The organism is Streptomyces sp. NPDC014676 (assembly GCF_043084105.1).
Lineage (GTDB): Bacteria > Actinomycetota > Actinomycetes > Streptomycetales > Streptomycetaceae > Streptomyces.
In genome coordinates this window covers 24,573-50,027 of the sequence record NZ_JBIBZI010000015.1, presented here as the reverse complement: position 1 = coordinate 50,027, position 25,455 = coordinate 24,573, and the positions used below count along the sequence as shown (strand labels likewise).

Annotated in this window: 24 protein-coding genes; 16 read left to right on the top strand and 8 right to left on the bottom strand. The window is 71.9% G+C overall.

The annotated features are described in order from the left end of the window. Positions 1-134: 134 nt before the first annotated feature. The 5 genes from ACF1DX_RS31675 to ACF1DX_RS31655 all read left to right on the top strand — a co-directional run bounded on the left by ACF1DX_RS31675 (position 135) and on the right by ACF1DX_RS31655 (position 4,879). On the top strand, positions 135-1,454 hold the full coding sequence (locus ACF1DX_RS31675) for an ABC transporter substrate-binding protein (protein ID WP_391794583.1): 1,320 nt from the start codon (positions 135-137) through the stop codon (positions 1,452-1,454). After that, positions 1,451-2,377 (top strand): carbohydrate ABC transporter permease, encoded by a 927-nt coding sequence (locus ACF1DX_RS31670; protein WP_391794582.1) that lies wholly within the window; start codon positions 1,451-1,453, stop codon positions 2,375-2,377. The genes ACF1DX_RS31675 and ACF1DX_RS31670 overlap by 4 nt, the downstream gene beginning before the upstream one ends. Then, entirely contained in the window at positions 2,374-3,267 is an 894-nt protein-coding gene (locus ACF1DX_RS31665) for a carbohydrate ABC transporter permease (RefSeq protein ID WP_391794581.1), read from the top strand. Before ACF1DX_RS31670 ends, ACF1DX_RS31665 begins: the two co-directional genes overlap by 4 nt. Further along, positions 3,264-4,295: a LacI family DNA-binding transcriptional regulator gene (locus tag ACF1DX_RS31660; RefSeq protein WP_391794580.1), complete on the top strand. Its 1,032-nt coding sequence runs from the start codon at positions 3,264-3,266 to the stop codon at positions 4,293-4,295. The genes ACF1DX_RS31665 and ACF1DX_RS31660 overlap by 4 nt, the downstream gene beginning before the upstream one ends. A gap of 194 nt (positions 4,296-4,489) precedes the next feature. Beyond that, a complete protein-coding gene (locus ACF1DX_RS31655) occupies positions 4,490-4,879 on the top strand; it encodes a MarR family transcriptional regulator (RefSeq protein WP_391794579.1) in 390 nt (129 codons plus the stop codon). Between the two features lie 14 nt (positions 4,880-4,893). Here ACF1DX_RS31655 and ACF1DX_RS31650 read toward each other — a convergent pair whose 3' ends face one another. Then, positions 4,894-5,298 (bottom strand): SseB family protein, encoded by a 405-nt coding sequence (locus tag ACF1DX_RS31650; RefSeq protein ID WP_391794578.1) that lies wholly within the window; start codon positions 5,296-5,298, stop codon positions 4,894-4,896. 199 nt (positions 5,299-5,497) lie between these two features. On the opposite strand from ACF1DX_RS31650, the gene ACF1DX_RS31645 reads away from it, so the two are divergent. Together ACF1DX_RS31645 and ACF1DX_RS31640 are read left to right on the top strand one after the other, a co-directional pair. Further along, a complete protein-coding gene (locus tag ACF1DX_RS31645) occupies positions 5,498-6,943 on the top strand; it encodes a glyceraldehyde-3-phosphate dehydrogenase (RefSeq protein ID WP_391794577.1) in 1,446 nt (481 codons plus the stop codon). Between the two features lie 159 nt (positions 6,944-7,102). After that, positions 7,103-8,071 (top strand): hypothetical protein, encoded by a 969-nt coding sequence (locus tag ACF1DX_RS31640; RefSeq protein ID WP_391794576.1) that lies wholly within the window; start codon positions 7,103-7,105, stop codon positions 8,069-8,071. Between the two features lie 24 nt (positions 8,072-8,095). Here the strand turns inward: ACF1DX_RS31640 and ACF1DX_RS31635 are convergent, their stop codons facing one another. Continuing rightward, the gene (locus ACF1DX_RS31635) at positions 8,096-9,931 is read right to left on the bottom strand and encodes an FAD-dependent oxidoreductase (RefSeq protein WP_391794575.1); all 1,836 of its coding nucleotides are present in this window, start codon (positions 9,929-9,931) and stop codon (positions 8,096-8,098) included. Positions 9,932-10,166: 235 nt separating this feature from the next. Here ACF1DX_RS31635 and ACF1DX_RS31630 point away from each other — a divergent pair, with 235 nt between their 5' ends. The 7 genes from ACF1DX_RS31630 to ACF1DX_RS31600 all read left to right on the top strand — a co-directional run bounded on the left by ACF1DX_RS31630 (position 10,167) and on the right by ACF1DX_RS31600 (position 15,477). After that, the gene (locus ACF1DX_RS31630; RefSeq protein WP_391794574.1) at positions 10,167-11,291 is read left to right on the top strand and encodes a SchA/CurD-like domain-containing protein; all 1,125 of its coding nucleotides are present in this window, start codon (positions 10,167-10,169) and stop codon (positions 11,289-11,291) included. A 69-nt stretch (positions 11,292-11,360) separates the two neighbouring features. Then, entirely contained in the window at positions 11,361-11,828 is a 468-nt protein-coding gene (locus tag ACF1DX_RS31625) for a cupin domain-containing protein (protein ID WP_391794573.1), read from the top strand. After that, a complete protein-coding gene (locus ACF1DX_RS31620; RefSeq protein WP_391794572.1) occupies positions 11,825-13,093 on the top strand; it encodes a beta-ketoacyl-[acyl-carrier-protein] synthase family protein in 1,269 nt (422 codons plus the stop codon). The genes ACF1DX_RS31625 and ACF1DX_RS31620 overlap by 4 nt, the downstream gene beginning before the upstream one ends. Further along, on the top strand, positions 13,090-14,334 hold the full coding sequence (locus tag ACF1DX_RS31615; RefSeq protein ID WP_391794570.1) for a ketosynthase chain-length factor: 1,245 nt from the start codon (positions 13,090-13,092) through the stop codon (positions 14,332-14,334). Before ACF1DX_RS31620 ends, ACF1DX_RS31615 begins: the two co-directional genes overlap by 4 nt. Positions 14,335-14,361: 27 nt before the next feature. Continuing rightward, positions 14,362-14,622 carry an acyl carrier protein gene (locus tag ACF1DX_RS31610; protein WP_391794569.1) on the top strand — a complete coding sequence of 87 codons (261 nt, stop codon included), beginning with the start codon at positions 14,362-14,364 and terminating at the stop codon, positions 14,620-14,622. 2 nt (positions 14,623-14,624) lie between these two features. Continuing rightward, positions 14,625-15,107 carry an SRPBCC family protein gene (locus tag ACF1DX_RS31605; RefSeq protein ID WP_391794568.1) on the top strand — a complete coding sequence of 161 codons (483 nt, stop codon included), beginning with the start codon at positions 14,625-14,627 and terminating at the stop codon, positions 15,105-15,107. A 34-nt stretch (positions 15,108-15,141) separates the two neighbouring features. After that, positions 15,142-15,477, top strand: coding sequence for a TcmI family type II polyketide cyclase (locus tag ACF1DX_RS31600; protein ID WP_391794567.1), 336 nt, complete (start codon positions 15,142-15,144; stop codon positions 15,475-15,477). A 75-nt stretch (positions 15,478-15,552) separates the two neighbouring features. Here the strand turns inward: ACF1DX_RS31600 and ACF1DX_RS31595 are convergent, their stop codons facing one another. The 4 genes from ACF1DX_RS31595 to ACF1DX_RS31580 form a co-directional block, all read right to left on the bottom strand. Then, on the bottom strand, positions 15,553-16,581 hold the full coding sequence (locus ACF1DX_RS31595) for a methyltransferase (protein WP_391794566.1): 1,029 nt from the start codon (positions 16,579-16,581) through the stop codon (positions 15,553-15,555). Between the two features lie 47 nt (positions 16,582-16,628). After that, positions 16,629-17,690, bottom strand: coding sequence for a nitrous oxide reductase family maturation protein NosD (locus tag ACF1DX_RS31590; protein ID WP_391794565.1), 1,062 nt, complete (start codon positions 17,688-17,690; stop codon positions 16,629-16,631). Between the two features lie 467 nt (positions 17,691-18,157). Continuing rightward, a complete protein-coding gene (locus ACF1DX_RS31585; protein ID WP_391794564.1) occupies positions 18,158-19,777 on the bottom strand; it encodes an MDR family MFS transporter in 1,620 nt (539 codons plus the stop codon). 135 nt (positions 19,778-19,912) lie between these two features. Continuing rightward, on the bottom strand, positions 19,913-20,593 hold the full coding sequence (locus ACF1DX_RS31580; RefSeq protein WP_391794563.1) for a TetR/AcrR family transcriptional regulator: 681 nt from the start codon (positions 20,591-20,593) through the stop codon (positions 19,913-19,915). A gap of 211 nt (positions 20,594-20,804) precedes the next feature. On the opposite strand from ACF1DX_RS31580, the gene ACF1DX_RS31575 reads away from it, so the two are divergent. Next, entirely contained in the window at positions 20,805-21,560 is a 756-nt protein-coding gene (locus ACF1DX_RS31575) for an IclR family transcriptional regulator (RefSeq protein WP_391794562.1), read from the top strand. A gap of 120 nt (positions 21,561-21,680) precedes the next feature. Further along, complete coding sequence (locus tag ACF1DX_RS31570) at positions 21,681-22,850, top strand: 4-hydroxybenzoate 3-monooxygenase (RefSeq protein ID WP_391794561.1); 1,170 nt, start codon at positions 21,681-21,683, stop codon at positions 22,848-22,850. Positions 22,851-23,208: 358 nt separating this feature from the next. On the opposite strand, the gene ACF1DX_RS31565 is transcribed toward ACF1DX_RS31570, so the two are convergent. After that, on the bottom strand, positions 23,209-24,114 hold the full coding sequence (locus tag ACF1DX_RS31565) for a LysR family transcriptional regulator (protein ID WP_391794560.1): 906 nt from the start codon (positions 24,112-24,114) through the stop codon (positions 23,209-23,211). A 36-nt stretch (positions 24,115-24,150) separates the two neighbouring features. Further along, entirely contained in the window at positions 24,151-25,350 is a 1,200-nt protein-coding gene (locus ACF1DX_RS31560) for a glycine C-acetyltransferase (RefSeq protein WP_391794559.1), read from the bottom strand. Between the last annotated feature and the right edge of the window lie 105 nt (positions 25,351-25,455).

Genomic DNA, 25,455 nt, shown 5'->3' with positions numbered 1-25,455 from the left:
GGCGGTGCGGGGCCAACATAACCGCACAGCAACAACCATTGACAAGTGTCCGGGATGTTTCTCTACTGTGAACGCTCACAGAAGCATGGCTGGTCTTCGCATCAGGCGGAGGCCCCAGGTCAGGGGAGAGTTCCATGCCGTACACGAAGCGCCGTCGCCTCGTGAGTTCCGCCGTCGCCGTCGCGCTCGGCGCCACCGCACTCGCCGCCTGCGGCTCGTCGTCCGACGACGGCGGGGCGCGGTCGGGTCCGGTCTCACTGACGTACTGGACCTGGGCCCCCGGCATGGACAAGGTCGTCGACCTGTGGAACAAGGGGCCGGGCAAGAAGGAGCGGATCACCGTCACGGTGAAGAAGCAGGCGTCCGGCGACACGCTGGTCACCAAGATCCTCACGGCGCACAAGGCCGGCAAGGCGCCCGACCTGGTGCAGGCGGAGTACCAGGCGCTGCCCACGCTGGTCAGCAATGACGCGCTCGCCGACATAGCGGACAGCGTGGGCGACGCGAAGGGCGAGTTCGCCGAGGGCGTCTGGCAGCAGACCACACTCGGCACGGACGCCGTCTACGCGGTCCCGCAGGACATCGGGCCGATGATGTTCTACTACCGCGAGGACCTGTTCGAGGAGTACGGGCTCTCCGTCCCGGCCACCTGGGAGGAGTTCGCCGAGACCGCGCGCGAGCTGAAGAAGAAGGCCCCCGACAAGGATCTGACCACCTTCTCCGCCAACGACTCCGGCCTGTTCGCGGGCCTCGCCCAGCAGGCCGGCGCCCGGTGGTGGACCACCTCCGGCGACAAGTGGAAGGTCGGCATCGACGACGCGGCGACGAAGAGGGTCGCCGAGTTCTGGGGCGGCCTGGTGAAGGAGGGCGCCGTCGACAACCAGCCGATGTACACCCCGGCCTGGAACAAGGCGCTCAACACCGGCAAGCAGATCGCGTGGGTGAGCGCGGTGTGGGCACCGGGCACGCTGACCACGGCCGCGCCCGACACCAAGGGCAAGTGGGCGATGGCCCCGCTCCCCCAGTGGAACGACGGCGAGAGCAGCACCGGCAGCTGGGGCGGGTCCTCCACCGGTGTCACCACCGACTCGGAGAACAAGGAGGCCGCCGCGAAGTTCGCCACCTGGCTGAACACCGACGCCGACGCGCTCAACGCGCTGGCGAAGGAGAGCGGCATCTACCCGGCCTCCACCTCGGCCCAGCTCAGCGGCGCCTTCGCCGACCCGCCCGAGTACTTCGCCAACCAGCCCGACTTCTACGAGAAGGCCGCCGCGATCGCGAAGACCACCGCGCCGTCCGCCTGGGGACCGAACGTCAACGTCGCCTACACGACGTTCAAGGACGCCTTCGGCGCCGCCGCGAAGAACAAGTCGGACTTCACCGCCGCCCTGGACACCATGCAGCAGGACACGGTCGCCGACCTGAAGAAGCAGGGCTTCGGAGTCGCGGAGTGAAGTCCCCGGCCCGCCGGACGTCGTACGGGGTCAAGGGGGCCCCGTACGCGTTCCTCGTCCCCGCGACCCTCCTGTTCCTCCTGTTCTTCGCGCTGCCCATCGGGTACGCCGTCTGGCTCAGCTTCCGCAAGGTGCGGGTGTCCGGCCTCGGGCTGGGGGCCGGCGCCCGCGAGGAGGTCTGGGCCGGCCTGGACAACTACACCGGCGCCCTGTCCGACAGCGAGCTGCTGGACGGCGCGCTGCGCGTGCTCGGTTACGGCTGCATCGTGGTGCCGGTCATGCTGGGCCTCGCGCTGCTGTTCGCGCTGATGCTCGACTCCGAGAAGGTGCGGCTCGCTCCCTTCACCCGGCTCGCGATCTTCCTGCCGTACGCGGTCCCCGGTGTGGTGGCGGCCCTGCTGTGGGGCTTCCTGTACCTGCCGGACGTGAGCCCGTTCCACTTCGCGCTCGACCGGTTCGGTCTGCCGCAGCCGGACCTGCTGGACGGCGGGCCGCTGTATCTGGCGCTGTCGAACATCGCGGTCTGGGGCGGCACCGGCTTCAACATGATCGTCATCTACACCGCGCTGCGGGCCGTCCCCGCCGAGGTGTACGAGGCGGCCAAGCTGGACGGCGCCACGCCGCTGCAGATCGCGCTGCGGATCAAGATCCCGATGGTGGCGCCCTCGCTGGTGCTGACCTTCTTCTTCTCGATCATCGCGACGCTCCAGGTGTTCAGCGAACCGACCGTCCTCAAGCCGCTCACCAACTCCGTTTCCACCACCTGGAGTCCGCTGATGAAGGTGTACCAGGACGCCTTCGGCAACGGCGACATCCACGCGGCCGCCGCCCAGGCGACCCTCATCGCGCTCGCCACCCTGGTGCTGTCCTTCGGGTTCCTGCGGGCGACGAACCGACGCGACCAGCAGGAGGCCGCACGATGAGCTCCCTCGCCCTGTCCGGGGCCGAGCCCGCGGCCGGCACCGCCCGTGGCCCGGCGCGTCCCCGCCGGACCGCGCTGGTCCCGACCGTGACGCTGCTGCTCGGCGCGCTGTACTGCCTGCTGCCGGTCGCCTGGGTGGTCATCGCGTCCACCAAGTCCGGCTCGGAACTGTTCTCCACCTTCACGTTCTGGCCGGGCACCGGATTCGCCGACAACCTCTCCGACCTGAGCGCCTACCGCGAGGGCGTCTACTGGCAGTGGATGGGCAACTCCGCCCTGTACGCCGGAGCGGGCGCGCTGCTGTCGACGTGCGTGTCGGCGGTCAGCGGCTACGCGCTGGCGGTCTACCGCTTCCGGGGCCGCGAGACGCTGTTCAACGTGCTGCTCGCGGGCGTGCTGATGCCGCCGGTGATCCTCGCCGTCCCGCAGTACCTGCTGCTGGCGCAGGTGGACCTCACGGACTCCTACCTGTCGGTGCTGCTGCCGCAGATCCTCTCCCCGTACGGCGTCTACCTCGCGCGGATCTACGCCGCGGCCGCGGTGCCGGCGGACGTGGTGGAGGCCGGGCGGATGGACGGCGCGGGCGAGTGGCGGATCTTCACCCGGGTCGCGCTGCCGATGATGCTGCCCGGCCTGGTGACGGTCTTCCTGTTCCAGTTCGTGGCGGTCTGGAACAACTTCCTGCTGCCGTACATCATGCTCAGCGACGACGAGAAGTTCCCGATCACCCTCGGCCTGCACACCCTGCTCGAACAGGGCGCCAACAGCCCGGCGCTGTACACCCTGGTGATCACGGGCGCGTTCCTCGCCGTGTTCCCGCTGGTCGCCCTGTTCCTGGTCGTCCAGCGGTTCTGGAGCCTGGATCTGCTCTCCGGGGCCGTAAAGTCATGACCATGAGCAACACGGGGGGCAGGCGCAAGCCGCCGACGATCCACGACGTGGCGCGCGAGGCCGGTGTCTCGCGCGGCACCGTCTCGCGGGTGCTCAACGGCGGCCACTACGTCAGCCCCGCCGCGGCCCAGGCGGTCGACGCCGCCATCCGCAAGACGGGCTACGTCGTCAACCGGCACGCCCGCTCGCTGATCACCGGCCGGTCCGACTCGGTGGGCTTCCTGCTCACGGAGCCCCAGGAGCGGTTCTTCGAGGACCCCAACTTCAACGTCCTGCTGCGTGGTTGCACACAGGCGCTGGCCGCGCACGACGTGCCGCTGCTGCTGATGCTGGCCGGCACGGACGACGAGCGGCGGCGCATCACGCGGTACATCACCGCCGGGCACGTCGACGGGGTGCTGCTGGTGTCCAGCCACTCCGGTGACCCGGTGGCGGAGGAGCTGCGGGCGGCGGGGGTGCCGCTGGTCGCGTGCGGCAAGCCGATCGGGCTGGGCTCGAAGGTGAGTTACGTGGCCGCCGACGACCGGGACGGCGCCCGGGACATGGTGCGGCACCTGCTGGCGCTGGGCCGGCGCCGGATCGGCGTGGTGACCGGCCCGCTCGACACCCCCGGTGGTGTGGAGCGCCTGGCCGGTTACCGGGAGGTGCTCGCCGAGGCGGGCGTCGAAGCCGACGAACGGCTCGTCGTCTCCGGCGACTACAGCCGGGCCAGCGGTGAGGCCGGCGCCGAGCGGCTGCTGGCGCGGGCCCCGGACGTGGACGCGGTGTTCGTCGCCTCCGACCTGATGGCGCAGGGCGTGCTCACCGCGCTGCACCGGGCGGGGCGCCGGGTGCCCGAGGACGTCGCGGTCGGCGGCTTCGACGACTCCCCCGCGGCCGTCGCCGCGAGTCCGCGGCTCACCACGATCCGCCAGCCGTGGGACCGCATCAGCACGGAGATGGTGCGGGTGCTGCTGGCGCAGATCGGCGGCGAGGACCCGGCGGCGGTGATCCTGCCGACGGAGCTGGTGAAGCGGGACTCGACGTAGGCCCCGTACGGGGCCCGGCGGAAGCACGGTTCCGGGTCCCGCTCGGGGCGGGGCGCCGGCGGCCCGTGTACGGGGTCCGGACCGCGGCCTCGCCGGTCCGTTCCAGGACGTGCCCGCCCGGCCTGCCGAAAAGGGCTGCCGTCGCACGTTTGTTGCGCATTCATTGAATGTCGGACAAGTGTTACCGTTCGGGTATGGCAGCGGAGACGGCCGGGGCGCGGCTCGAGGAACGGTGGCGTGACATCCTCGCGGTGCACGCGCGCACCCTGGGCGAGATCGACCGCGCGCTGCATCCGTACGGTCTGGGCGCCTCCGACTTCGAGGTGCTCGATCTGCTCGCGACCGCGACGCCCCCGGACGGCGAGCAGTGCCGGGTGCAGAACCTGGTGGGCCGGGTCCACCTCAGCCAGAGCGCGCTGTCCCGCCTCATCGCCCGCCTGGAGAAGGACGGCCTGGTGGAGCGCAGCATGTGCCTGGAGGACCGGCGCGGGGTGTACGTCCGGCTCACACCGGAAGGGCGTGAGCTGCACGCCGAGGCGCTGCCGGTACAGCGCGCCGCACTCGCCCGCACCCTGGGCGCATAGGACCCGGGCCGGACCTACGGGCGGGCCAGCAGCGTACGCACCCCCTCCGAGGTGAGCGTCAGGCGGTGCTCGGAGCTGCCGTCGATGGTGAGGGACAGATCCTCGGCCGGCCACTGGGCGGCGAGCGCGCCGAGCGGGACGAGCCGGTAACGGGAGACGAACGGCAGCAGTCCGGCCATCTCCAGTTCGGACGTGAACACGGGCACCACCTGGGTGCCGCCCGGCTGCTCCAGCACCGGAAGGGCGACCGCGCCGGGGTCGGCGGCCTCCTCGTCGCCCGCGTCGTCCGGGACCGGGATCAGCACGTCGCTGTTGGCGAGGGCGTCCAGCGCCATCGTGTCCTCGGTGTTCTCCGACAGGGCGTCCAGGGCCCGCTGCGCGGGCGTGGGGGCGTTGTTCTCGTGCGCGGGTGTCTCCATGGCAGATTCCCTGGTAGCGGCGGTCGTACGGCCTTCCCGGGACAAGAGCCGGCCCGGGCACGGTGCTGCACGCGTACCCGTTCGCATGTCGCGCAACCCTGCGATTCCCGGTCCGCTCACCGCCCTTCCGGCACCCCCTCCGGTCCCGATGATCCGCATGGCTATCATATGAGCACCCTCTAGCTCGAAAGATGATCCTGTGACTGTCAACGAAGACTCGTTCACCAGCTGGAAGCACCGCGAGGAGATCGCGGAGTCGATGATCCCGATCATCGGGAAGCTGCACCGCGAGCGGGACGTCACCGTCCTGCTGCACAGCCGCTCCTTGGTGAACAAGTCGGTGGTCAGCATCCTCAAGACCCACCGCTTCGCCCGGCAGATCGCCGGCGAGGAGCTCTCGGTCACCGAGACGCTGCCCTTCCTCCAGGCGCTCACCACGCTCGACCTCGGCCCCTCGCAGATCGACATCGGCCTGCTCGCCGAGGCCCACCGCGCCGACGACCGGGGCCTGTCGGTGGCCGAGTTCACCGCGGAGGCCGTCGCCGGAGCGACCGGCGCCGACAAGATCGACCGCCGCGAGCCGCGCGACGTCGTCCTCTACGGCTTCGGCCGCATCGGCCGCCTCCTGGCCCGGCTGCTCATCGAGAAGTCGGGATCCGGCAACGGGCTGCGCCTGCGCGCGATCGTGGTCCGCCGGGGCGGCGAACAGGACATCGTCAAGCGGGCCTCGCTGCTGCGCCGCGACTCCGTGCACGGCCAGTTCCAGGGCACCATCACCGTCGACGAGGCGAACGGCACGATCACCGCCAACGGCAACACCGTCAAGGTGATCTACGCGGGCGACCCGACGGAGATCGACTACACGGCGTACGGCATCAAGAACGCCATCCTCATCGACAACACCGGCAAGTGGCGCGACCGCGAGGGGCTTTCGCTGCACCTGCGTCCCGGCATCGACAAGGTGGTGCTCACCGCGCCCGGCAAGGGCGACGTGCCCAACATCGTGCACGGCGTCAACCACGACACCCTCAAGCCGGACGAGCGGATCCTGTCCTGCGCGTCCTGCACCACCAACGCGATCGTGCCGCCGCTGAAGGCGATGGCGGACGAGTACGGCGTGCTGCGCGGGCACGTGGAGACGGTGCACTCGTTCACCAACGACCAGAACCTGCTGGACAATTACCACAAGTCGGAGCGCCGCGGCCGTTCGGCGCCGCTGAACATGGTGATCACCGAGACGGGTGCCGCCTCGGCCGTCGCCAAGGCGCTGCCCGACCTCGAGGCGACCATCACCGGCAGCTCGATCCGGGTGCCCGTGCCGGACGTCTCGATCGCGATCCTCAACCTCCAGCTCGGCCGCGCGACCGACCGCCAGGAGGTCCTGGAGCACCTGCGCAACGTGTCGCTGACCTCGCCGCTCAAGCGCCAGATCGACTTCATCAGCGCGCCCGACGCGGTCTCCAGCGACTTCATCGGCTCGCGCCACGCCTCGATCGTCGACGCCGGCGCGCTGAAGGTCGAGGGTGACAACGCGATCCTCTACCTCTGGTACGACAACGAGTTCGGCTACTCCTGCCAGGTCGTCCGGGTCGTCCAGTACGTTTCCGGGGTGGAGTACCCGACCTACCCGGCCCCGGCGGTCTGACCGGAGAGCCGGCAAGCGGAACGGACGCGACGACGGGACGGGGCGGGCGAGATGCCCGGCCCCGCCCCGGTCTGCCCGCTGCACCGGCGGTAAGGGGCAGATCGGTAACGATCACCCCGTTCGGGTTGCCTGGGCACGTGGAGTTCCTAGTCTTCCGGCATGGCCCTCTTCAGCAGTCGCACCGGTAAACGCCCCCGTATCGTGCCCGCCCTCGACGACACCGAGCTGGCGCGCGTACTGGGGCGGTTGAGCAAGCGGAACGGGGGCGGCAAGGCCTCGGACGTGACCCTCGTGTCCTCCTTGCTGGAGGAGACGGGGGACGACTGGGACCGTCGCGGTCACCGGATGTCCGTCCTGGCCGAGGCGACGGCCGACGCGGAGATCGCGGCGGCGTGGCTGGGCCGGGAGCCGCAGGGCGCGGACGCCCTGGTGTTCCACTCCTGGACCGGGCTGGTACGCGGTCTGCGGGACGGACACCTGGAGGACGCCGGGCAGTTGGTCTCCCAGTGCCACCAGGCCGCCGAGCGAAGACCGGAGGATCCGCTGCCGTGGGTGGTCCTGCTCGGGGTGTCCCGGATCGAGCGCTACGGCCAGAACGACGTCAACGCCGTCTGGCGGGAGGCCACCGGGCGCGACCGCTGGCACCGTGAGGCGTATCTGCAGATGCTCGCGTACCTGTCGCCGGAGGAAGGCGGGTCCAGCGCGGCCGTCCTCGACTTCGTCGACGTGGTGCGCACCCGTATCCCGGCCAACGCGGCCTGTGCGGCGGTCGAGTTGACCGCCGCCGTGCGGCAGTACCAGGGGCTGCTGGCGCAGGGCGGGGTGCGGGCCATGACGGCCGGCCAGCTGTGGGAGGGCGGACAGATCACGGCCGCGCTGGACCAGGCGGCCGCGCTGTGGGCGAAGCCGGGTTTCTTCCAGCACGCGGCGGCGCAGGCCGATCTGAACGTGCTGGCGTACGCACTGTGCGCGGCCGGCCGGGCCGTCGACGCGCACCATGTGTTCCAGACGCTGCAGGGCGTGGTCACGCCCTGGCCGTGGAACACCGACGGACCCGCGCTCCAGCGGTTCGAGCAGCACCAGGCCAAGGCGGAACGGGGACGGCAGGGCGGCGTCGGCGGAGGGTGACGTCCACCGGCCGCCGCTCCCGCGTCAGTTCCGTGCGAGGACGGTGGTGACGGCCTCCCGCAGCACCGCCGCCGGGTCCGGTACGGCTCCTTCGGAGCGCCAGGCGACGAAGCCGTCGGGGCGGACCAGTACCGCGCCGTCCTCGGTGATCCCGTGCGCCCGGGCCCAGTCGGCACCGTCCTCGGGGATCAGTTCCGCGTCGGGTCCTTCGCCCACCCGGTACGCGTCGAGCGGTACGGACAGGTCCTTCGCGGCCTTCGCCGCCGCGGTGTGCCAGTCGCAGGCGCCGTTCGCGGAACTCAGCAGCACGCACGACCGCTCGTACAGGTCGAGCGTGGAGATCCGGGTGCCGGAACGGTCCAGCCACACGTGCGGGGCGCGGCTGCCGGGCTCGCCGGTCAGCATCACCCCGTCGGGGATGACCGGTGTCGCCGGGTCGACGCCCAGGACCGCGCCGCGCGGGTAGCGGTAGCAGAGCGCCACGTTGAGGATGCCGCCCGGCTTCATCCCGGGACCGCCGGGGCCACCGGGACCACCGGCTCCGGGACCACCGGGACCACCGGCTCCGGGACCACCGGGACCACCGGCTCCGGGACCACCGGGACGACCGGCTCCGGGACCACCAGGTCCGCCGGGACCACCGGCTCCGGGGCCGCCGGGGCCGGGGGCTCCGAGGGCGGGGGCTCCGAGGGCGGGCGCGCCGGGGGCGGGGGTGTAGCCGGGGTGGCTGTGCTCGCTCGAACGGGAGGAGGCACGGGCGCTGGTCGCCTCCGCGACGGGCCGGCGTTCGGCGTCGTAGGACTCCAGCAGGCCGGGCGCGGCCCAGCCGCCGAGCACGGCGGCCAGCTTCCAGGCGAGGTTGTGGGCGTCCTGGATGCCGGTGTTGGAGCCGAACGCCCCGGTGGGCGACATCTCATGGGCCGAGTCGCCGGCCAGGAACACCCGGCCGTCCGCGTACCGTTCGGCGACCCGCTCGGCGGCGTGCCAGGCGGCCCGGCCGGTGATCTCCACGTCGAGGTCCGGCACGCCGACGGCCTTGCGGATGTGGGCGACGCACCGCTCGTCGGTGAACTCCTCGAGCGTCTCGCCGTGTTCGGGGTGCCAGGGGGCGTGGAACACCCAGTGCTCCCGGTTGTCGACCGGCAGCAGGGCCCCGTCGGCCTCCGGGTTGGTCAGGTAGCAGACGATGAACCGCCGGTCCCCGACGACGTCGGCGAGACCGCGGGAGGTGAACGTGAGGCTCACGTTGTGGAACAGGTCGCCCGGGCCGTTCTGCCCGATGCCCAGCGCCTCGCGGACGGGGCTGCGCGGGCCGTCGGCGGCGACGAGGTAGTCCGCCCGGATCCTGGTGTGCTCGCCGGTCTCCCGGCTCTTGACCAGCACCGTCACACCCTCGGCGTCCTGGTCGAAGGAGAGCATCTCCGTCCCGAAGCGCAGGTCCCCGCCGAGTTCGCGGGCCCCTTCGAGGAGCACCGGCTCCAGGTCGTTCTGGCTGCACAGGCACCACCCGCTGGGGCTGAAGCGGGCGAGCCCGCCACCGGGGTCGATCTCCTGGAGCAGCCACTCGCCCTCGTCGCCCGCCAAGCTCGGGGTCTGCCAGATGCCGTGGTTCTCCGCCAGGACCGACGCGGCCCGGCCGATGCTCCGCTCGAGCCCGGCCGTCCGGAACAGCTCCATGGTGCGTACGTTGTTCCCCCGCCCGCGTGGGTGGATCGACGTGCCCGCGTGGCGTTCGACGAGCGTGTGCGGCACGCCGAGGCGCCCCAGGAACAGGGACATCGACAGGCCCACCAGGGAACCGCCGACGATGAGGACCGGCGTGCGGTGATCCGCCCGGCCGGCCGTATCCGATCGATTCATTGAAACGCCTCCAGCGTCGCCCTCGACGGGCTGTGGGATGGGACGCACCTTTCATGCCCGGTACGGGCCCGTTCGCGTCCCGGCGGCACCCGGATGGCACGCGGTTCACCCACCTGCCCCGTGTCGCTCGCGCGCACCGGAAAGTCGCGTCAACGATCGACTCATGGCGACCCCGGCCCTTCGCCGGGCACGGCGGTCGTTCCCGACCTTCCGACGAAGAGGAGAGGTGCGCCGGATGACCATGTCGGCACGTATATCGCAGTCGGCGTTCGACGGCTCGAGGCTGCGGGTGATCCTGCTGCTCGACCTGTACGAGGGAGCCCAGGAACAGTTCCTCGACGCGTACGAGCACATGCGCAACAAGGTCGCCTCCGTCCCCGGGCACATCAGTGACCAACTGTGCCAGTCGATCGAGAACCCCTCGCAGTGGCTCATCACCAGCGAATGGGAGAGCGCCCTGCCGTTCCTCGCGTGGGTGAACAGCGAGGAGCACATTCAGATCGTCCGGCCGATGCACAGCTGCGTCCGGGACACCCGGTCGATGCGCTACAGCGTCCTGCGCGAGACCCATCCGGACCAGCCGCTCACCACCGAGGTCGCGCGGGCGGGCCTGCAGAAGGCGGCACGCGTGGGCGCCGGGATCACCCGTCACGCCCTCACCTTCACCGTGAAGCCGGGCTCCGAGTCCAAGGTCGTGGACATCCTGGCCAATTACGACGCGCCCGAGACGCGCATCAACGGCACCACGCGGCTGCACCGCACCTCCCTCTTCATGCACGGCAACCGCGTCGTGCGGGCGGTGGAGGTGGAGGGCGACCTGCTGGCCACCCTGTGCCACGTGGCCAGCCAGCCCGAGGTCCAGGCGGTGGAAGAAGCCATCAACCCCTATCTGGAGCAGGACCGGGATCTTTCCGATTCCGACTCCGCGCGGGTGTTCTTCACCCGGGCGGCGCTCCCGGCCATGCAGCACGTGACGGCCGGCCGTCCGGAACCCGGCGGCCTGCGACGGCACATGCTGTACTACCCGGCCGTGGCGGACCACGGCCTGGAGCTGGCCCGGTTCCTCGCCCACCAGGACGAGGCCGCGGCAAGCGACCCGGAGAGCCCGGTGTACGCGAGCACCGTCTTCCAGCGCGACGACGTCGTGGTCCGCATGATCGACGTCACCGGCGAGCTCGATCTCGACCCCGCCGCCGCCCTCGGCGTCAAGGGCCCGGGCAAGGCGGCCGAGCTGGAGCGTCTCCTGGACGGCGCCGCGATCGGCGTCGAGGGCTCCCTGGACTCGGAGCGCACCCTGCACCGGCTCCTGGCGCACGCCGACATGATGCCCGTCACCGACCGCAGCTCCGCGGATTCCTGACGGTCCACCGCGGTGACGTCCGCGGCCGCGGACGCCCGGACGTCACCGGCACACCCGGAGGTAACAACCATGTCCAAGCAGCATCCACGCATCGTGGACCTGAGCGAGACGGAACCCAACCGGCGGCGCGGAGGTGACCTCAGAACCCTGCTCACCCCGGCCACCGTGGGCTCCACCAGCGGCTTCATGGGCCTGGCGATCATCAAGCCCGGCGAGCGCATCGGCGAGCACTACCACCCGTACTCCGAGGAGTTCGTGTACGTGGTCAGCGGCGCGCTCGAAGTGGACCTGGACGGCGAGCCGTTCGCGCTCCGCGCCGAGCAGGGACTGATGATCCCCATCGACATGCGGCACCGCTTCCGCAACGTCGGCGACCAGGAGGCCCGCATGGTGTTCCACCTGGGCCCGCTCGCCCCGCACCCGAGTCTCGGTCACGTCGACACCGAGGAGACCGAAAGCGCCCCCGCCGGGCCGCAGTTGACGGTCGGTGGTCCTGGAGACGGCCGGACGGCCGAGCCGAGCGAGGCCATAAAATGACCCGCCGGGTGGCCGTCACCGGTATAGGTGTGGTCGCTCCCGGCGGCATCGGAGCGACGGCGTTCTGGGATCTTCTGGCAGCCGGCCGCACCGCGACCCGCGGCATCTCCCTGTTCGATCCGGCGGGCCTGCGCTCACGCATAGCCGCCGAGTGCGACTTCGACCCGTTCGAGCACGGCCTGGACGCGGATCTGTGCCAACACGCGGACCGGTACATCCAGTTCGCCGTGGTCGCCGCCGCCGAGGCCGTGCGCGAGTCCGGACTCGACACCGGGGCCATGGATCCGTGGCGCACCGCGGTCTCGCTGGGCAGCGCGGTCGGCGGCACCACCCGGCTGGAACACGACTACGTGCTGGTCAGCGAGGGCGGACGGCGCTGGGACGTGGACCACCGGCAGGCCGGGCCGAAGCTGCACCTGGCGTTCTCGCCGAGCACCCTCGCCTCGGTCGTCGCCGAACGGTTCGACGCCCGGGGCCCGGTGCAGACCGTCTCCACCGGCTGCACCTCCGGGCTCGACGCGGTCGGCTACGCCTTCCACACCGTCGCCGAGGGCCGGGCCGACGTCTGCATCGCCGGGGCGTCGGACTCGCCGATCTCACCGATCACGATGGCCTGCTTCGACGCCATCAAGGCGACGTCGCCCAACAACGACGACCCCGAGCACGCCTCCCGGCCCTTCGACGCCCACCGCGACGGCTTCGTGATGGGCGAGGGCGCGGCCGTACTCGTCCTGGAGGAGTACGAGCACGCGCGGGCCCGCGGCGCGGAGATCCTCTGCGAGATCAGCGGCTACGCCACCTACGGCAACGCCTACCACATGACCGGTCTGACCAGTGAGGGGCTGGAGATGGCCCGGGCGATCGGCACCACGCTCGACCAGGCCCGCATCGACCCCACGCTGATCGACTACGTCAACGCGCACGGCTCCGGCACCCGGCAGAACGACCGGCACGAGACGGCCGCCGTGAAGCGGTCCCTGGGCGCGCACGCCCACAGGACGCCCATGAGCTCCATCAAGTCGATGGTGGGGCACTCGCTGGGCGCGATCGGCGCGATCGAGGTGGTCGCCTGCGTCCTCGCGCTGAAGCACCAGGTGGTGCCGCCCACGGCGAACTACGAGACCCCCGACCCCGAGTGCGACCTGGACTACGTACCGCGCACCGCCCGCCCGCGGAAGCTGAACCACGTGCTCTCCGTCGGCAGCGGATTCGGCGGCTTCCAGTCCGCGGTGCTGCTGTCCGGGCCGGGTGGGAGGACACGATGAGCAATCGGCGCCCCGGGCGCGCGGCCGTCACCGGCATCGGTGTGATCGCGCCCAACGGACTGCGGACCGACGCCTACTGGAAGTCCGTCCGCGAGGGCCTCAGCGTGCTGGATCTGATCAGCCGCGAGGGCTGTGACCATCTGCCGCTGCGGGTGGCGGGCGAGGTCCGGGCCTTCGACCCGGCTGCCCTCGTCGAGGACCGGTTCCTGGTGCAGACCGACCGGTTCAGTCACTTCGCGATGGCCGCCGCCGCCCTCGCCCTCGACGACGCCGGACTCGGCGGCGAACCCGCCGATCCGTTCTCGGTCGGCGTGGTCACCGCCGCCGGCTCGGGCGGCGGCGAGTTCGGCCAGCGCGAGCTGCAGAAACTGTGGGGCAAGGGTCCCAAGTTCGTCGGCCCCTACCAGTCCATCGCCTGGTTCTACGCCGCGAGCACCGGCCAGATCTCCATCCGCGGCGGCCTCAAGGGGCCCTGCGGGGTGGTGGCGAGCGACGAGGCGGGCGGTCTGGACTGCCTCGCGCACGCGAGCCGGGCCGTGGGCCGCGGTACCGACGTCATGGTCGTGGGGGCCACGGAGGCGCCGCTGGCCCCGTACTCGATGGTGTGCCAGCTCGGCTACCCCGAGCTCAGCACCCTCGACGACCCCGACCGCGCCTACCGCCCGTTCACCGAGAAGGCGTGCGGTTTCGTGCCCGCCGAGGGCGGCGCGCTGCTCGTCGTCGAGGACGAGTTCCGTGCCCGTGACCGCGGGGTGCCCGTACGGGCCGTCGTGGCCGGCCACGCCGCCACGTTCACCGGGGCCTCCCGCTGGGCGGAGTCCCGGGAGGGTCTGGCCCGCGCGATCCGCGGCGCCCTCGACGAGGCGGGCTGCGCGCCGGAGGAGATCGACGTCGTGTTCGCCGACGCCATGGGCGTCCCCGCGGCGGACCGCGCCGAGGCGCTGGCGATCGCCGACGCGCTCGGCGCGCACGGCACCCGCGTCCCGGTCACGGCGCCCAAGACGGGCTTCGGCCGCGCCCACTGCGCGGCGCCCGTGCTGGACACGGTGGCCGCGGTGCTCGCCCTGGAAAACGGCCAGGTGCCCCCGACGCCCAACGTGTTCGACATCTGCCACGACCTCGACCTGGTGATGTCGCGCGCTCGCCCCGCCGAGCTGCGCACCGCCCTCGTCCTCAGCAGGGGACTGATGGGCTCCAACGCGGCGCTGGTCGTGCGCCGCGGTGACGATTCCGCCCGGTAGGAACGGGCGGGGAAGGAGCAGTCACCCATGATCACCACCGAAGTGACCTTCGACGAGCTGGCCACGCTGATGAAGCAGGCGGCCGGTATCACCGTCGGCCCCGAGGAGCTGAAGGACTCCGCGGAGTCCCCCTTCGACGTCTTCGGCCTCGACTCACTCGGCCTGCTCGGCATCGTCGGCGAACTGGAGAACCGGTACGGCGCGTCGCTCCCCCCCGACTCGGAGCGCTGCCGGACGCCGCGGGAGTTCCTGAACCTCATCAACAGCACCCTCACGGCTGGAGCCTGAAAGTGGCCGGACACACCGAGAACAGCATCACCATCGACGCTCCCTTCGACCTCGTGTGGGAGATGACCAACGACCTGGAGAACTGGCCGCGGCTGTTCAGCGAGTACGCGTCCGTGGAGATCCTCTCCCGTGAAGGCGCCACGACGAGGTTCCGGCTCACCATGCACCCGGACGAGAACGGCAAGGTGTGGAGCTGGGTGTCGGAACGCACCCCGGACCGCGAGAAGCGCACGGTCCGTGCCCGCCGGGTCGAGACGGGTCCGTTCGCCCACATGGACATCGTGTGGGAGTACGCGGAGCTGCCGGGCGGTGTGCAGATGCGCTGGATCCAGGACTTCGCGATGAAGCCCGACGCCCCGGTCGACGACGACTGGATGACGGACAACATCAACCGCAACTCCCGTACGCAGATGGCCCTGATCCGGGACCGGATCGAGCAGGTCGCCCGTGACAGCGAGAGCGCGTCCGTCGCGTCCTCGCGCTGAGCGCCGGCCCGCCGGCCGGAGGAAGGACAGTCCCATGCACCACGCCCTCATCGTCGCCCGGATGAAGCCCGGTTCGGCGCCGGACATCGCCGGCGTGTTCGCCGACTCCGACCGGGGGGAACTCCCCCGTCTGATCGGGGTCAGCCGGCGCAGCCTCTTCCAGTTCGGGGACGACCTGTACCTGCACCTCATCGAGTCCGAGCAGGACCCGGCGCCCGCGATCGCGAAGGTCGCCGGACACCCCGAGTTCCGCGGCATCAGCGAACGGCTGGAGGCGTACGTCAGCCCGTACGACCCGGCCACGTGGCGCAGTCCCAAGGACGCCATGGCGCGGTGCTTCTACCGCTGGGAGAGCGGCGCCCGCCCCTGAGCGCGAACCCCGAGGCCGCCGGTCCCGCGTCAGTCGCGGAGCCGGCGGCCTCGGGGTTGTCCGGGGCGGCCCGGGTCAGCCGGGGACGGTGCACTCGAAGGCGTGCAGATAGGCGTTGACCGGGCTGACGCCGTCAATGACGAGGCCCGCGTCGGTCAGCCGGTCGACCATGCTCTGCCGGGTGTGCTTGGCGCCGCCGACGTTGAGGAGCAGCAGCAGGTCCATGGCGGTGGTGAACCGCATCGACGGGGTGTCGTCGACGAGGTTCTCGATGACGACGACGCGGGCCCCGGGCCGTGCCGCCGCGCGGACGCCCGCGAGCACCCGGCGGGTGCTGTCGTCGTCCCACTCCAGGACGTTCTTGATGATGTACACGTCCGCCCGGACGGGGACGCCCTCGCGGCAGTCCCGGGCCACGATGTCGACGCGGCCGGCGAGCGAGCCGCCCCGGCGCAGCCGGGGGTCGGCGTTCTCGACGACGCCCGGCAGGTCGAGCAGGGTGCCGTGGAGGTGGGGGTGTTTCTCCAGGAGGCTGGCCAGGACGTGTCCCTGGCCGCCCCCGATGTCCACGACGGAGGAGGCGTCGTCCAGGTCGAGCAGCAGGGCCACGTCGCGCGCCGACTGCTCGCTGGAGGTCGTCATGGCCCGGTTGAACACATGGGCGGACTCGGGGGCGGACTCGTTGAGGTAGGTGAAGAACTCCTGGTGGTACACGTCCTCGAAGACGCCCCGTCCGGAGCGCACCGCCTCGTCGAGCCGCGGCCAGACGTTCCAGGTCCACGGTTCGGTGCACCACAGGGCGATGTAGCGCAGGCTGTGCGGGTCGTCCTCGCGCAGCAGCCGGGACATCTCGGTGTGCTCGAAGGTGCCGTCGGGGTTCTCGGCGAAGACGCCCTGGCAGGTCAGGGCGCGCAGCAGCCGCCGCAGGGTGTGCGGCTGGGTCTTCACCGCCGTCGCCAGGTCGTCGACGGTCATGGGGGTGTCGTCCAGCGCGTCCGCCACGCCCAGGCGGACGGCCGCGCGTACGGCGGCGGCGCACGCCGCCCCGAAAACGAGCTCCCGCAGCCGCATGGGCGGCGGGGGAGCCGGATCAACGGTGGTCATCCGTTGCCTCGCTTCTGCTGTCGTGCGGTGGGGGTGGGGCGAGCGGGTCAGCACATGCCCGCGGGCTCGGAGAGCGTGCAGGTGTTGCGGCTGAACGTGTTGTTCTCGGCGGTGTCCCGGTCGGCCAGGTCGGCCGGGCTGTTGCCGGTCACCAGGTTGTCGCGGATCTCGTTGCGCTCGCTGGGCGCGCCGACGAGGCTCTTGAAGAGCACGATGCCGCCGGAGAGCGGGGAGGTGCCCTTGTTGTCCTCGACCCGGTTGTAGGCGACCAGGGTCTCCTCGGCGCCGGTGAGGACGATGCCCGAGCCCTGCAGGAAGGGCAGCCGGGGCGTCTTGGGGCAGTACTTGTTGTTGGCGTGGAGGTAGTTGTGCGTCACGCTCAGGTCACCGGCGCGCGGCTTCGACTCGTCGCCGACCACGAAAACGGCGGCGCAGTTGCCGGTGGCCTCGTTGTGATGGACGGTCAGGTTCCGCAGTCGGCGCACGGTGACGCCGACGCGGTTGCCGGTCACCCGGTTGTGGCTGATCACGGTCCTCCCCGCGTCCCGGGCGCCTTCCTCGGTGTCGACGGTGTTGGCGACGAACAGTCCGGCGTCGCCGTTCTTCCGGACGAGGTTGTGGCTGAGCGCGCTGTGCGTGGAGCGTTCCTCGGCGATGCCCCACTGGCCGTTCTTCTCCGCCAGGACGTACTTGACCTCCAGCCCGTCGGTGCCGGTGGCCCACAGCCCGTTCTCGGCGTATCCCCGCAGCGTCAGGGACCGTACGGTGACGTTCTCGACGGGGCTCTTGTCGGTGCCGGTCACACAGATGCCGTTGCCCGCCTTGGCGCAGGCGCTCTCGCCGGCTTTCGCGGCGGGCGCCAGGACGGTGCGTCCGGCACCGTGGCCGCGCAGGGTGATGTCCGGCTTCCTGATGTCGACGCTCTGCCGGTAGGTGCCGGGCGCGAGGAGGACGGTGTCCCCCGGCTTCGCGGCGTCCACGGCCTTCTGGACCGACTGGCCGGGCTGTACGCGGTGCACGGTCGGATGGTGGGCCGACGGGGCGGCGCCCAGTCCCGCGGCCACGGCGGCGGCGGTACAGGCGAGAAGGGCGATGTGTCGTTTGTTCATGAGCCGAAGCTATGAGCGGGGTTGGGGCCCCGCCACCGGTGATCACCCGGGTGGGCCGATGCCCCCGCCCCACGGGTGATCACCCGGCCGGCTCATCTCCCGTGGACGACGGCGGCCTTCCGCGGCGGCGGGACGAGCCGTCCGCCGGCGTCGTGGCCGTGCGGCGGTTCGCGTCCGCGGGCCGGTACGCCGACGGGGCCGGCGGTGTGGTGGCGAGGAAGAGGAAACGGGAGCCGGCGTACGGCCCCGGCTCCCGCGGGGAGGCCGGGGACCTCCGCGGTGACGCCCGCCCCGGCCAGGAGCGCGTCGACGGTGCCGGCGGTGCCCGTCGCGTCCGGCCGGGTGGCGGCGTACCGGGCGGCGCCCTCGCCGGCGGTGTGCCGGGTGACGGGCGGGTGGTGCGCGGGAAACGGGGCGGGCCGCCCACCGTGCGGTGGGCGGCCCGCCCCGTCGTGTGTTCCGCCGGCTCAGGCGACCGGGGCCGTCCGGTCCTTGTCCGGCGTGGTGTCCGCGGTGGCGGACTCCTCGGCGAGGCGTTCCATGCCGCTGGTGGTCTTCAGCGGCTTCTCCTTCAGGAAGACGACGGCGACCAGGGCCAGCAGCGCGAACGGCGTGGCGATGAGGAACAGCTCGGCGGTGGCGACACCGTAGGCGTGCTCCACGATCTCCCGCATCGGGGCGGGCAGCGTGCTCATGTCGGGGACGCTGTGCCCGCCGTCACCCGAACCGCCCTCGGCCCCTCCGGCGACGCCCGCCTTCTCCAGCCCCTTGGTCATCTCGTCGGCGACCCGGTTGGCGAGGATCGCGCCGAGGACGCTGGTGCCGATGGTGCCGCCCATGCTGCGGAAGAAGGACAGCACGGAGGTCGCGGCGCCCAGTTCGGCCGCGGGGACGTCGTTCTGCGCGGCGAGCACCAGGTTCTGCATCAGCATGCCGACGCCGACACCGAGAACGGCCATGTACAGGCTGAGCAGCGCGAAGTGCGTGTCGGCGTCGATCAGGGAGAGCAGCGCGAGGCCGACGGTCATGATGACCGCGCCCGCCACCAGGTAGCCCTTCCACTTGCCGGTCCGGCTGATCAACTGCCCGGCGACGGTGGACGACACCAGCAGACCCAGGATCATCGGCAGGCTCATCAGACCGGCGACGGTCGGCGACTTGCCCAGGGACACCTGGAAGTACTGCGAGAGGAAGACGGTCCCGCCGAACATGGCGACACCGACCAGGAGGCTGGCCACCGTGGTCAGGGTGACCGTGCGGTTCCTGAAGATGTCGAGCGGGATCACCGGCTCGTCGGTACGGGCCTCGACGAGGACCGCCAGGGCCAGCAGCAGCACGCCGCCGATCACGAGCGCGGCGGTCTGCCACGACGCCCAGTCGAACTGGTTACCGGCCAGCGAGACCCAGATGAGCAGCGCGCAGACACCGGCGACGATCAGGAAGGCGCCGAGCCAGTCGATCTTCACCTGGCGCTTGACGGTGGGCAGCTTCAGCGTGCGCTGCAACAGGAAGATGGCCAGCAGGGCGAACGGCACGCCGATGAAGAAGCACCAGCGCCAGCCCAGCCAGTCGGTGTCCACCAGCACACCGCCGATCAGCGGTCCGGCCACGGTGCCGACGGCGAAGACGGCACCGAAGATGCCGGAGTACTTGCCCAGTTCCCGGGGCGGGATGACGGCGGCCATGACGACCTGCGCGAGCGCGGTCAGACCGCCCGCGCCGATGCCCTGCACGACCCGGCTGAAGATCAGCAGCGTCGTGTCGTGGGAGAAGCCCGCCAGCAGCGAACCGAGCACGAACATCAGCAGCGAGAACTGGAGCAGCAGCTTCTTGTTGAACAGGTCGGACAGCTTGCCCCACAGGGGCACCGTCGCGGTCATGGCCAGCAGTTCGGCGGTGACGACCCAGGTGTAGGAGGACTGGCTGGCCCCCAGGTCGGCGATGATCGTCGGCAGCGCGTTGGAGACGACGGTGCCCGCCAGGATGGCGACGAACATGCCGGCCATCAGGCCCGACATGGCCTGGAGTATCTGCCGTTGGGTCATGGAGGTGGAAGGCGCGTCGGCGGGCGCCGGGGGTGAGGTCACGGGATCTCTTTCGGACGATGGTCGAACGGTCACGCGCGGGGCGGGCACCGGCGGATGCCGGCACCCTCGTGGGCGCGGGACGGACAGCGGGGGGCTGCGGCCGCGGCGGGAAGCCGGACGGCCGGCGGTGAGGACTTACGCGGGAGGTGCCGGGAGACCGGCGGCGAGGAGGGCGAACACCTCCTGGAAGACGTCGAGGAAGGCGGCTTCCTCCGGCCGGGCGGACCAGTGCTCCACGCTGGTCCGCACCGCGGCGCCCGCCACCGCGGCCAGCAGCCGCGGGTAGAGGTCGAGCGCACCACGCCGTTCCTCGTCGGTCGCGCGGGCGGGTGGGGACACGGACGCCGTCGGCCCGCCGGCGCGGATGCGCGCGGCGATGGCCTCGGCCAGTCCGGTCTCGTCCGCCATGTGCGCGCCGAGCGTACGGACCAGCAGGTGCGGCGAGGCGTGCACCACCTGGGCGTGCAGCCGCCACAACTCGTGCTGCTGCTCCGCCTCGGTGAGTTCCGCGGCCAGGGCCTCACGCAGGGCCTGGAGCGGGGAGAGCTCGGCCGGCGCGTCGAGCACGGCCTGCCGCATCCGCGCGCCCGCGTCCGCGTCGATCACGACGAAGGCGTCGTCGCGGGTGTCGAAGTAGTTGAAGAAGGTCCGTACGGACACCCCGGCCGCCGCGCTGATCGCCTCGACGGTGACCTTCTCCGCACCGTGTTCGGCGGCCAGCCGTACGGCGGCCTCGACGAGAGCGGCACGTGTGGCCCGCTTCTTCCGCTCCCGCAGCCCGCCCTGCGCGGCACCCTTCTCCGACATACCTTGCATGCTATGCAAAGATGCACGTCATGCAAAATTCTCTCCGTCCGGCTCCTGCCCGGCCGGCGGCGGCCGGAAGGAGCCCGGTGGTGACGAAGACGTGCGGGCGGGCGAGGGGCGCACGACGGCGTGAAGTCCGTCGCCGGTGCCCCGCGTGAGGGAACACCGCCCCGATACTCGTCACGGAGGCATGCCGCGAACCAGCCCGGAAGGACGGACGATGGCGAACTCACGGTCCGGCGAGACGGTCACCGAGCGGATCGTCCGTGTCCTCGAGACGTTCGACACCGACCGGACCGTGCAGACGGCGTCGGAGATCGGACGGCGCGCGAGGCTGCCGTCGTCCACGGCGCACCGGATCGTGGCCGATCTCGTGGAATGCGGACTGCTGGAACGGGACGAGGAGCAGCGGGTGCGGCTGGGCATGCGGCTGTGGGAGCTGGCGCTGCGCGGCTCCCACGCCCTGCGCCTGCGGCAGGCGGCACTGCCGTTCATGGAGCGGGTGCAGGCCCGGGTCCGGGAGCACACCCAGCTCGCGGTGCTGGAGAACGGCGAGACCCTCTTCGTGGAGCGCCTGTCCCATCCGCACGCGGGCGCGAACATCACCCGGATCGCCGGGCGGCTGCCCCTGCACGCCTCGTCGTCGGGGCTGGTCCTGCTCGCCCACGGCCCGGAGGAACTGCGCGAGCGGGTCCTCGCCGGGCCGCTGGAGGCGGTCTCGCCGGAGACCCTGACCGACCCGGCGCTGCTGCGCCGGGTCCTGGCCGGCATCCGGCGTGACGGCGTCGTCGTGGCTCCGGGGACGGTCGAGGCCGTCTCCACGGGCGTCGCCGTGCCGGTGCGCGAGGGGCGCGGGCGGGTGATCGCCGCGCTGTCGGTCGTACTCCCCCGTGACACGCCGACCGCTCCCGTGGCCGAGGTGCTGCGCTCCGCCGCCGCGGGCATCTCGGCGGCGCTCGGCGCGCGCCGCCCGTAGCCACCGGCCGGGCCGTGCGTCGAGGAGATCCGATTCCCGTTCAACGGGAAGGGTCGTCGTCAACGGGGGCGGACCGGCGCCAGACTCCCTGCCACCCCGTCGGCCGTCGAAGGAGACGACATGCCCGTACGCACCCAGGTCGCCGTCATCGGAGCAGGCCCCGCCGGTCTGCTGCTGTCCCATCTGCTCGGCCGCCACGGCATCGAGTCGGTCGTCGTCGACTCCCGCAGCCGCGAGGAGATCGAGACCACCATCCGGGCCGGCATCCTGGAGCAGGGCACCGTCGAGATCCTCAGCGAGACGGGGGCCTCGGACCGGGTTCTCACGGTCGGGCAGAAGCACGAGGGCATAGAGCTGCGCTTCGACGGCGAGGGCCACCGGATCGACTTCGCCGCGACCGTCGGCCGGGCGGTGTGGCTCTACCCGCAGCACGAGGTGCTGAAGGACCTGGTCGCCGCGCGCCTCGCCGCCGGCCAGGACCTCCGTTTCGGGGTGACCGCCGAGCGCGTGGAGGACGCGGAGACGGACCGGCCGCGCGTCGTGGCCAAGGACGCCGGGGGCGACACCGTCGAGATCGAGGCCGATGTCGTCATCGGCGCGGACGGTTCCCGTGGTGTGGCCCGCGAGGCCGTCACGGGCACGTACGGCGGCTACTTCCGGGAGTACCCGTTCGCCTGGTTCGGCATCCTGTGCGAGGCGCCGCCCAGCGCCGAGGAGCTGATCTACAGCAACTCGCCGGACGGCTTCGCCCTCATCAGCCGGCGCAGCCCCGGTGTACAGCGCATGTACTTCCAGTGCGACCCGGCGACCGAGACCGGGGCGTACACCGAGGAGCAGCTGTGGGAGATCCTGCGGTCGCGCGTTCCCGGCACCACCCTCAGCGAGGGCCCGATCTTCCAGCGGGACGTGCTCCGTTTCCGCAGCTTCGTCGCGCACGAGATGCGCCGGGGCCGGGTGGCGCTCGTCGGCGACGCGGCCCACACGGTGCCGCCCACCGGCGCCAAGGGCATGAACCTCGCCGTCGCCGATGTCGTCGTCCTCACCGAGGCGCTGCGCGCGCTGCTGCTCGACGGGGACGAGTCCCTGTTCGACGCCTTCCCCGACACCGCCCGAAAGCGCATCTGGAAGGCGCAGCACTTCTCCTGGTGGATGACGAACATGCTGCACCCGCGGCCCGGGGCGAGCGACTTCGACCGCATGCGCCAGATCGGCGAGCTGCGCTCGGTCGTCGAGTCGGACGCCGGCCGCGCGTACCTCGCCGAGGGCTACACCGGCTGGCCGCTCGGGTGACCGCCGGGGCGGCCGGCGCGGGCGGGTGACGAGAACCCGCCGGTCACGGGCCGTGGACGACTCCCCCGGCAGGCCGTACGGCGATCAGCGCGTCGTACGCCACCGCGCGGCCGTGCGCGTCGACGGCCGGGGCGTCGAGGCCGCTGGAACCGGCCCGGACGCCTGATCCACCGGCCGCGCCCGTGCGTTCGTCAGGCGTCGGGCGAGCGCCTCGTCCATGGACTCCTCCCGCCGGCGGCGCAGGAGTTCGCGGAAGGCGTGGGCGCCGTGCGGACAGGCCGTCGGACCGCCGGGATCATGGACGGGACGACGGCTCCGGCGGACGACGGCCGGCCGGCGGTGTGGCCCCCGCGCCGGCCTACGTCTCCCCGGCCGCCGCCCGGAGGGCGTCCAGGACCGGGCGGATCAGCGGGTGTTCCTCGGCGCCGCGGCGGACGGCGGCGAAGACGCGGCGGGTCGGGGCCACCCCGTCGACCGGGCGGACGACCACGCCCGTGAGGTCCATGCCGCGCAGCGCCGAGCGGGGCACCAGGGCGACGCCGACGTCCGCCGAGGCGAGGGCGACCACCGCGCGGAAGTCGTCCGAGGAGTGCTCCAGGCGGGGCTGGAACCCGGCGCTCTCGCAGGCCAGCACGACCACGTCGTGGCAGGGATTGCCGGGGTACGGGCCGATCCACGGGTCCTTGGCCAGCTCGGCCAGCGGCACCTCGGCGCGGTCGGCCAGGCGGTGGGTGACGGGGACGACCGCGTCGAAGGGTTCGGCGTACAGCGGTACATGGGCCAGTCGCGGGTCGTCGGCGGGCGGCGCCCCGCGGTACTCGACCGCCACGGCGACGTCGACCTGCCGGTCCAGGACCATCAGCAGGCTGGCGTCGCCCTCGGCGTCCTGGACCCGGATGCGGATGCCGGGCGCCGACCCGGCGAGACGGGCCACGGCGGGCGCGACGACCTCGGCGATCCCGGTGGCGAACGCGGCGACCGTGACCGTGCCGGCCTCCCCCGACCCGTAGGCGGCCAGTTCGGCCTCGGCCCGCTCGAGCTGGGCGAGGACGGCGTTGGTGTGGCCGAGGAGGATCTCTCCGGCCGGGGTCAGCCGTACGCCCTTGGCGCCGCGCTCGACGAGACGGTGGCCGGTCTCCTGCTCAAGGGCGGCGAGCTGCTGGGAGACGGCCGAGGGGGTCAGATAGAGCGCGGCGGCTGCCGCCGTGACCGTGCGGTGGTCGGCCACCGCACGGAGGATGTGGAGCCGCCGTGCCTCGATCATGAAGGCGATTGTCTCAAATCGCTCGGTGCGTTCCGCTCAGGCGTCGAGCTCCGCCCGGGCCGCCACGAAGGCGTCCACCGCGCGGTCGACGTCCTCGGTGGAGTGCGCGGCGGAGAGCTGGACGCGGATGCGGGCCCGGCCCTGCGGCACCACGGGGTAGGAGAAGCCGATCACGTACACCCCGCGCTCCAGCAGCAGCTCCGCCATGCGGCCCGCGCGGGCCGCGTCGCCGATCATCACGGGGGCGATGGCGTGGTCGCCGGGGAGGATGTCGAAGCCCTCCTCGGTCATCCGGCGGCGGAACAGGGCGGTGTTCTCGGCCAGCCGGACGCGCAGGTCGTCGGCCGACTCCAGCAGGTCGAGGACCTTCAGGGAGGCGGCGGCGATCACCGGGGCGAGGGTGTTGGAGAACAGGTACGGACGGGAGCGCTGGCGCAGCAGGGCGACGATCTCCGCGCGGGCGGCGACATAGCCGCCGGAGGCGCCGCCGAGGGCCTTGCCGAGCGTGCCGGTGATGATGTCGACGCGGTCCATCACCCCGTGCAGCTCCGGGGTTCCGCGCCCGCCGGGGCCGACGAAGCCGACGGCGTGCGAGTCGTCGACCATGACCATGGCGCCGTGCCGGTCGGCGAGGTCGCAGATCTCGTCCAGCGGGGCCACGTAGCCGTCCATGGAGAAGACGCCGTCGGTGACGATCAGCGTGCGGCGGGCGCCGCCCTCCGCGGCCTCCTTGAGCTGCCGCTCCAGGTCGGCCATGTCGCGGTTGGCGTAGCGGAGGCGGCGGGCCTTGGACAGGCGGATGCCGTCGATGATCGACGCGTGGTTCAGGGCGTCGGAGATCACCGCGTCCTCGGGGCCGAGCAGCGTCTCGAAGACGCCGCCGTTGGCGTCGAAGCAGGAGGAGTAGAGGATCGTGTCCTCCTGGCCGAGGAACGCCGACAGCCGCGCCTCCAGCTCCTTGTGCACCTCCTGGGTGCCGCAGATGAAGCGCACGGAGGCCATGCCGTAGCCCCAGCGGTCCAGGGCCTCGTGGGCGGCGGCGATCACCTCGGGGTGGTCGGCGAGGCCGAGGTAGTTGTTGGCGCAGAAGTTGAGCACCTCGCCGGGGCGGCCGCCGGCGGTGACGTTCACGGTGGCGGACTGGGGGGTGCCGATGACGCGCTCGGGCTTGTGCAGCCCGGCGGCGCGGATCTCGTCGAGGGTGGTGCGCAGGTCGTCACGGACGGACTCGAACATCGAGGCTCCTGGAGTGCGTTGAGGGCGGGTGGGCCGAAGGGGCGCGTCCGTGCCGGGGCAGTGAGCGCGCGGAGGCCCGAAGGGGCGGGCACGGTCGCCGCCCCG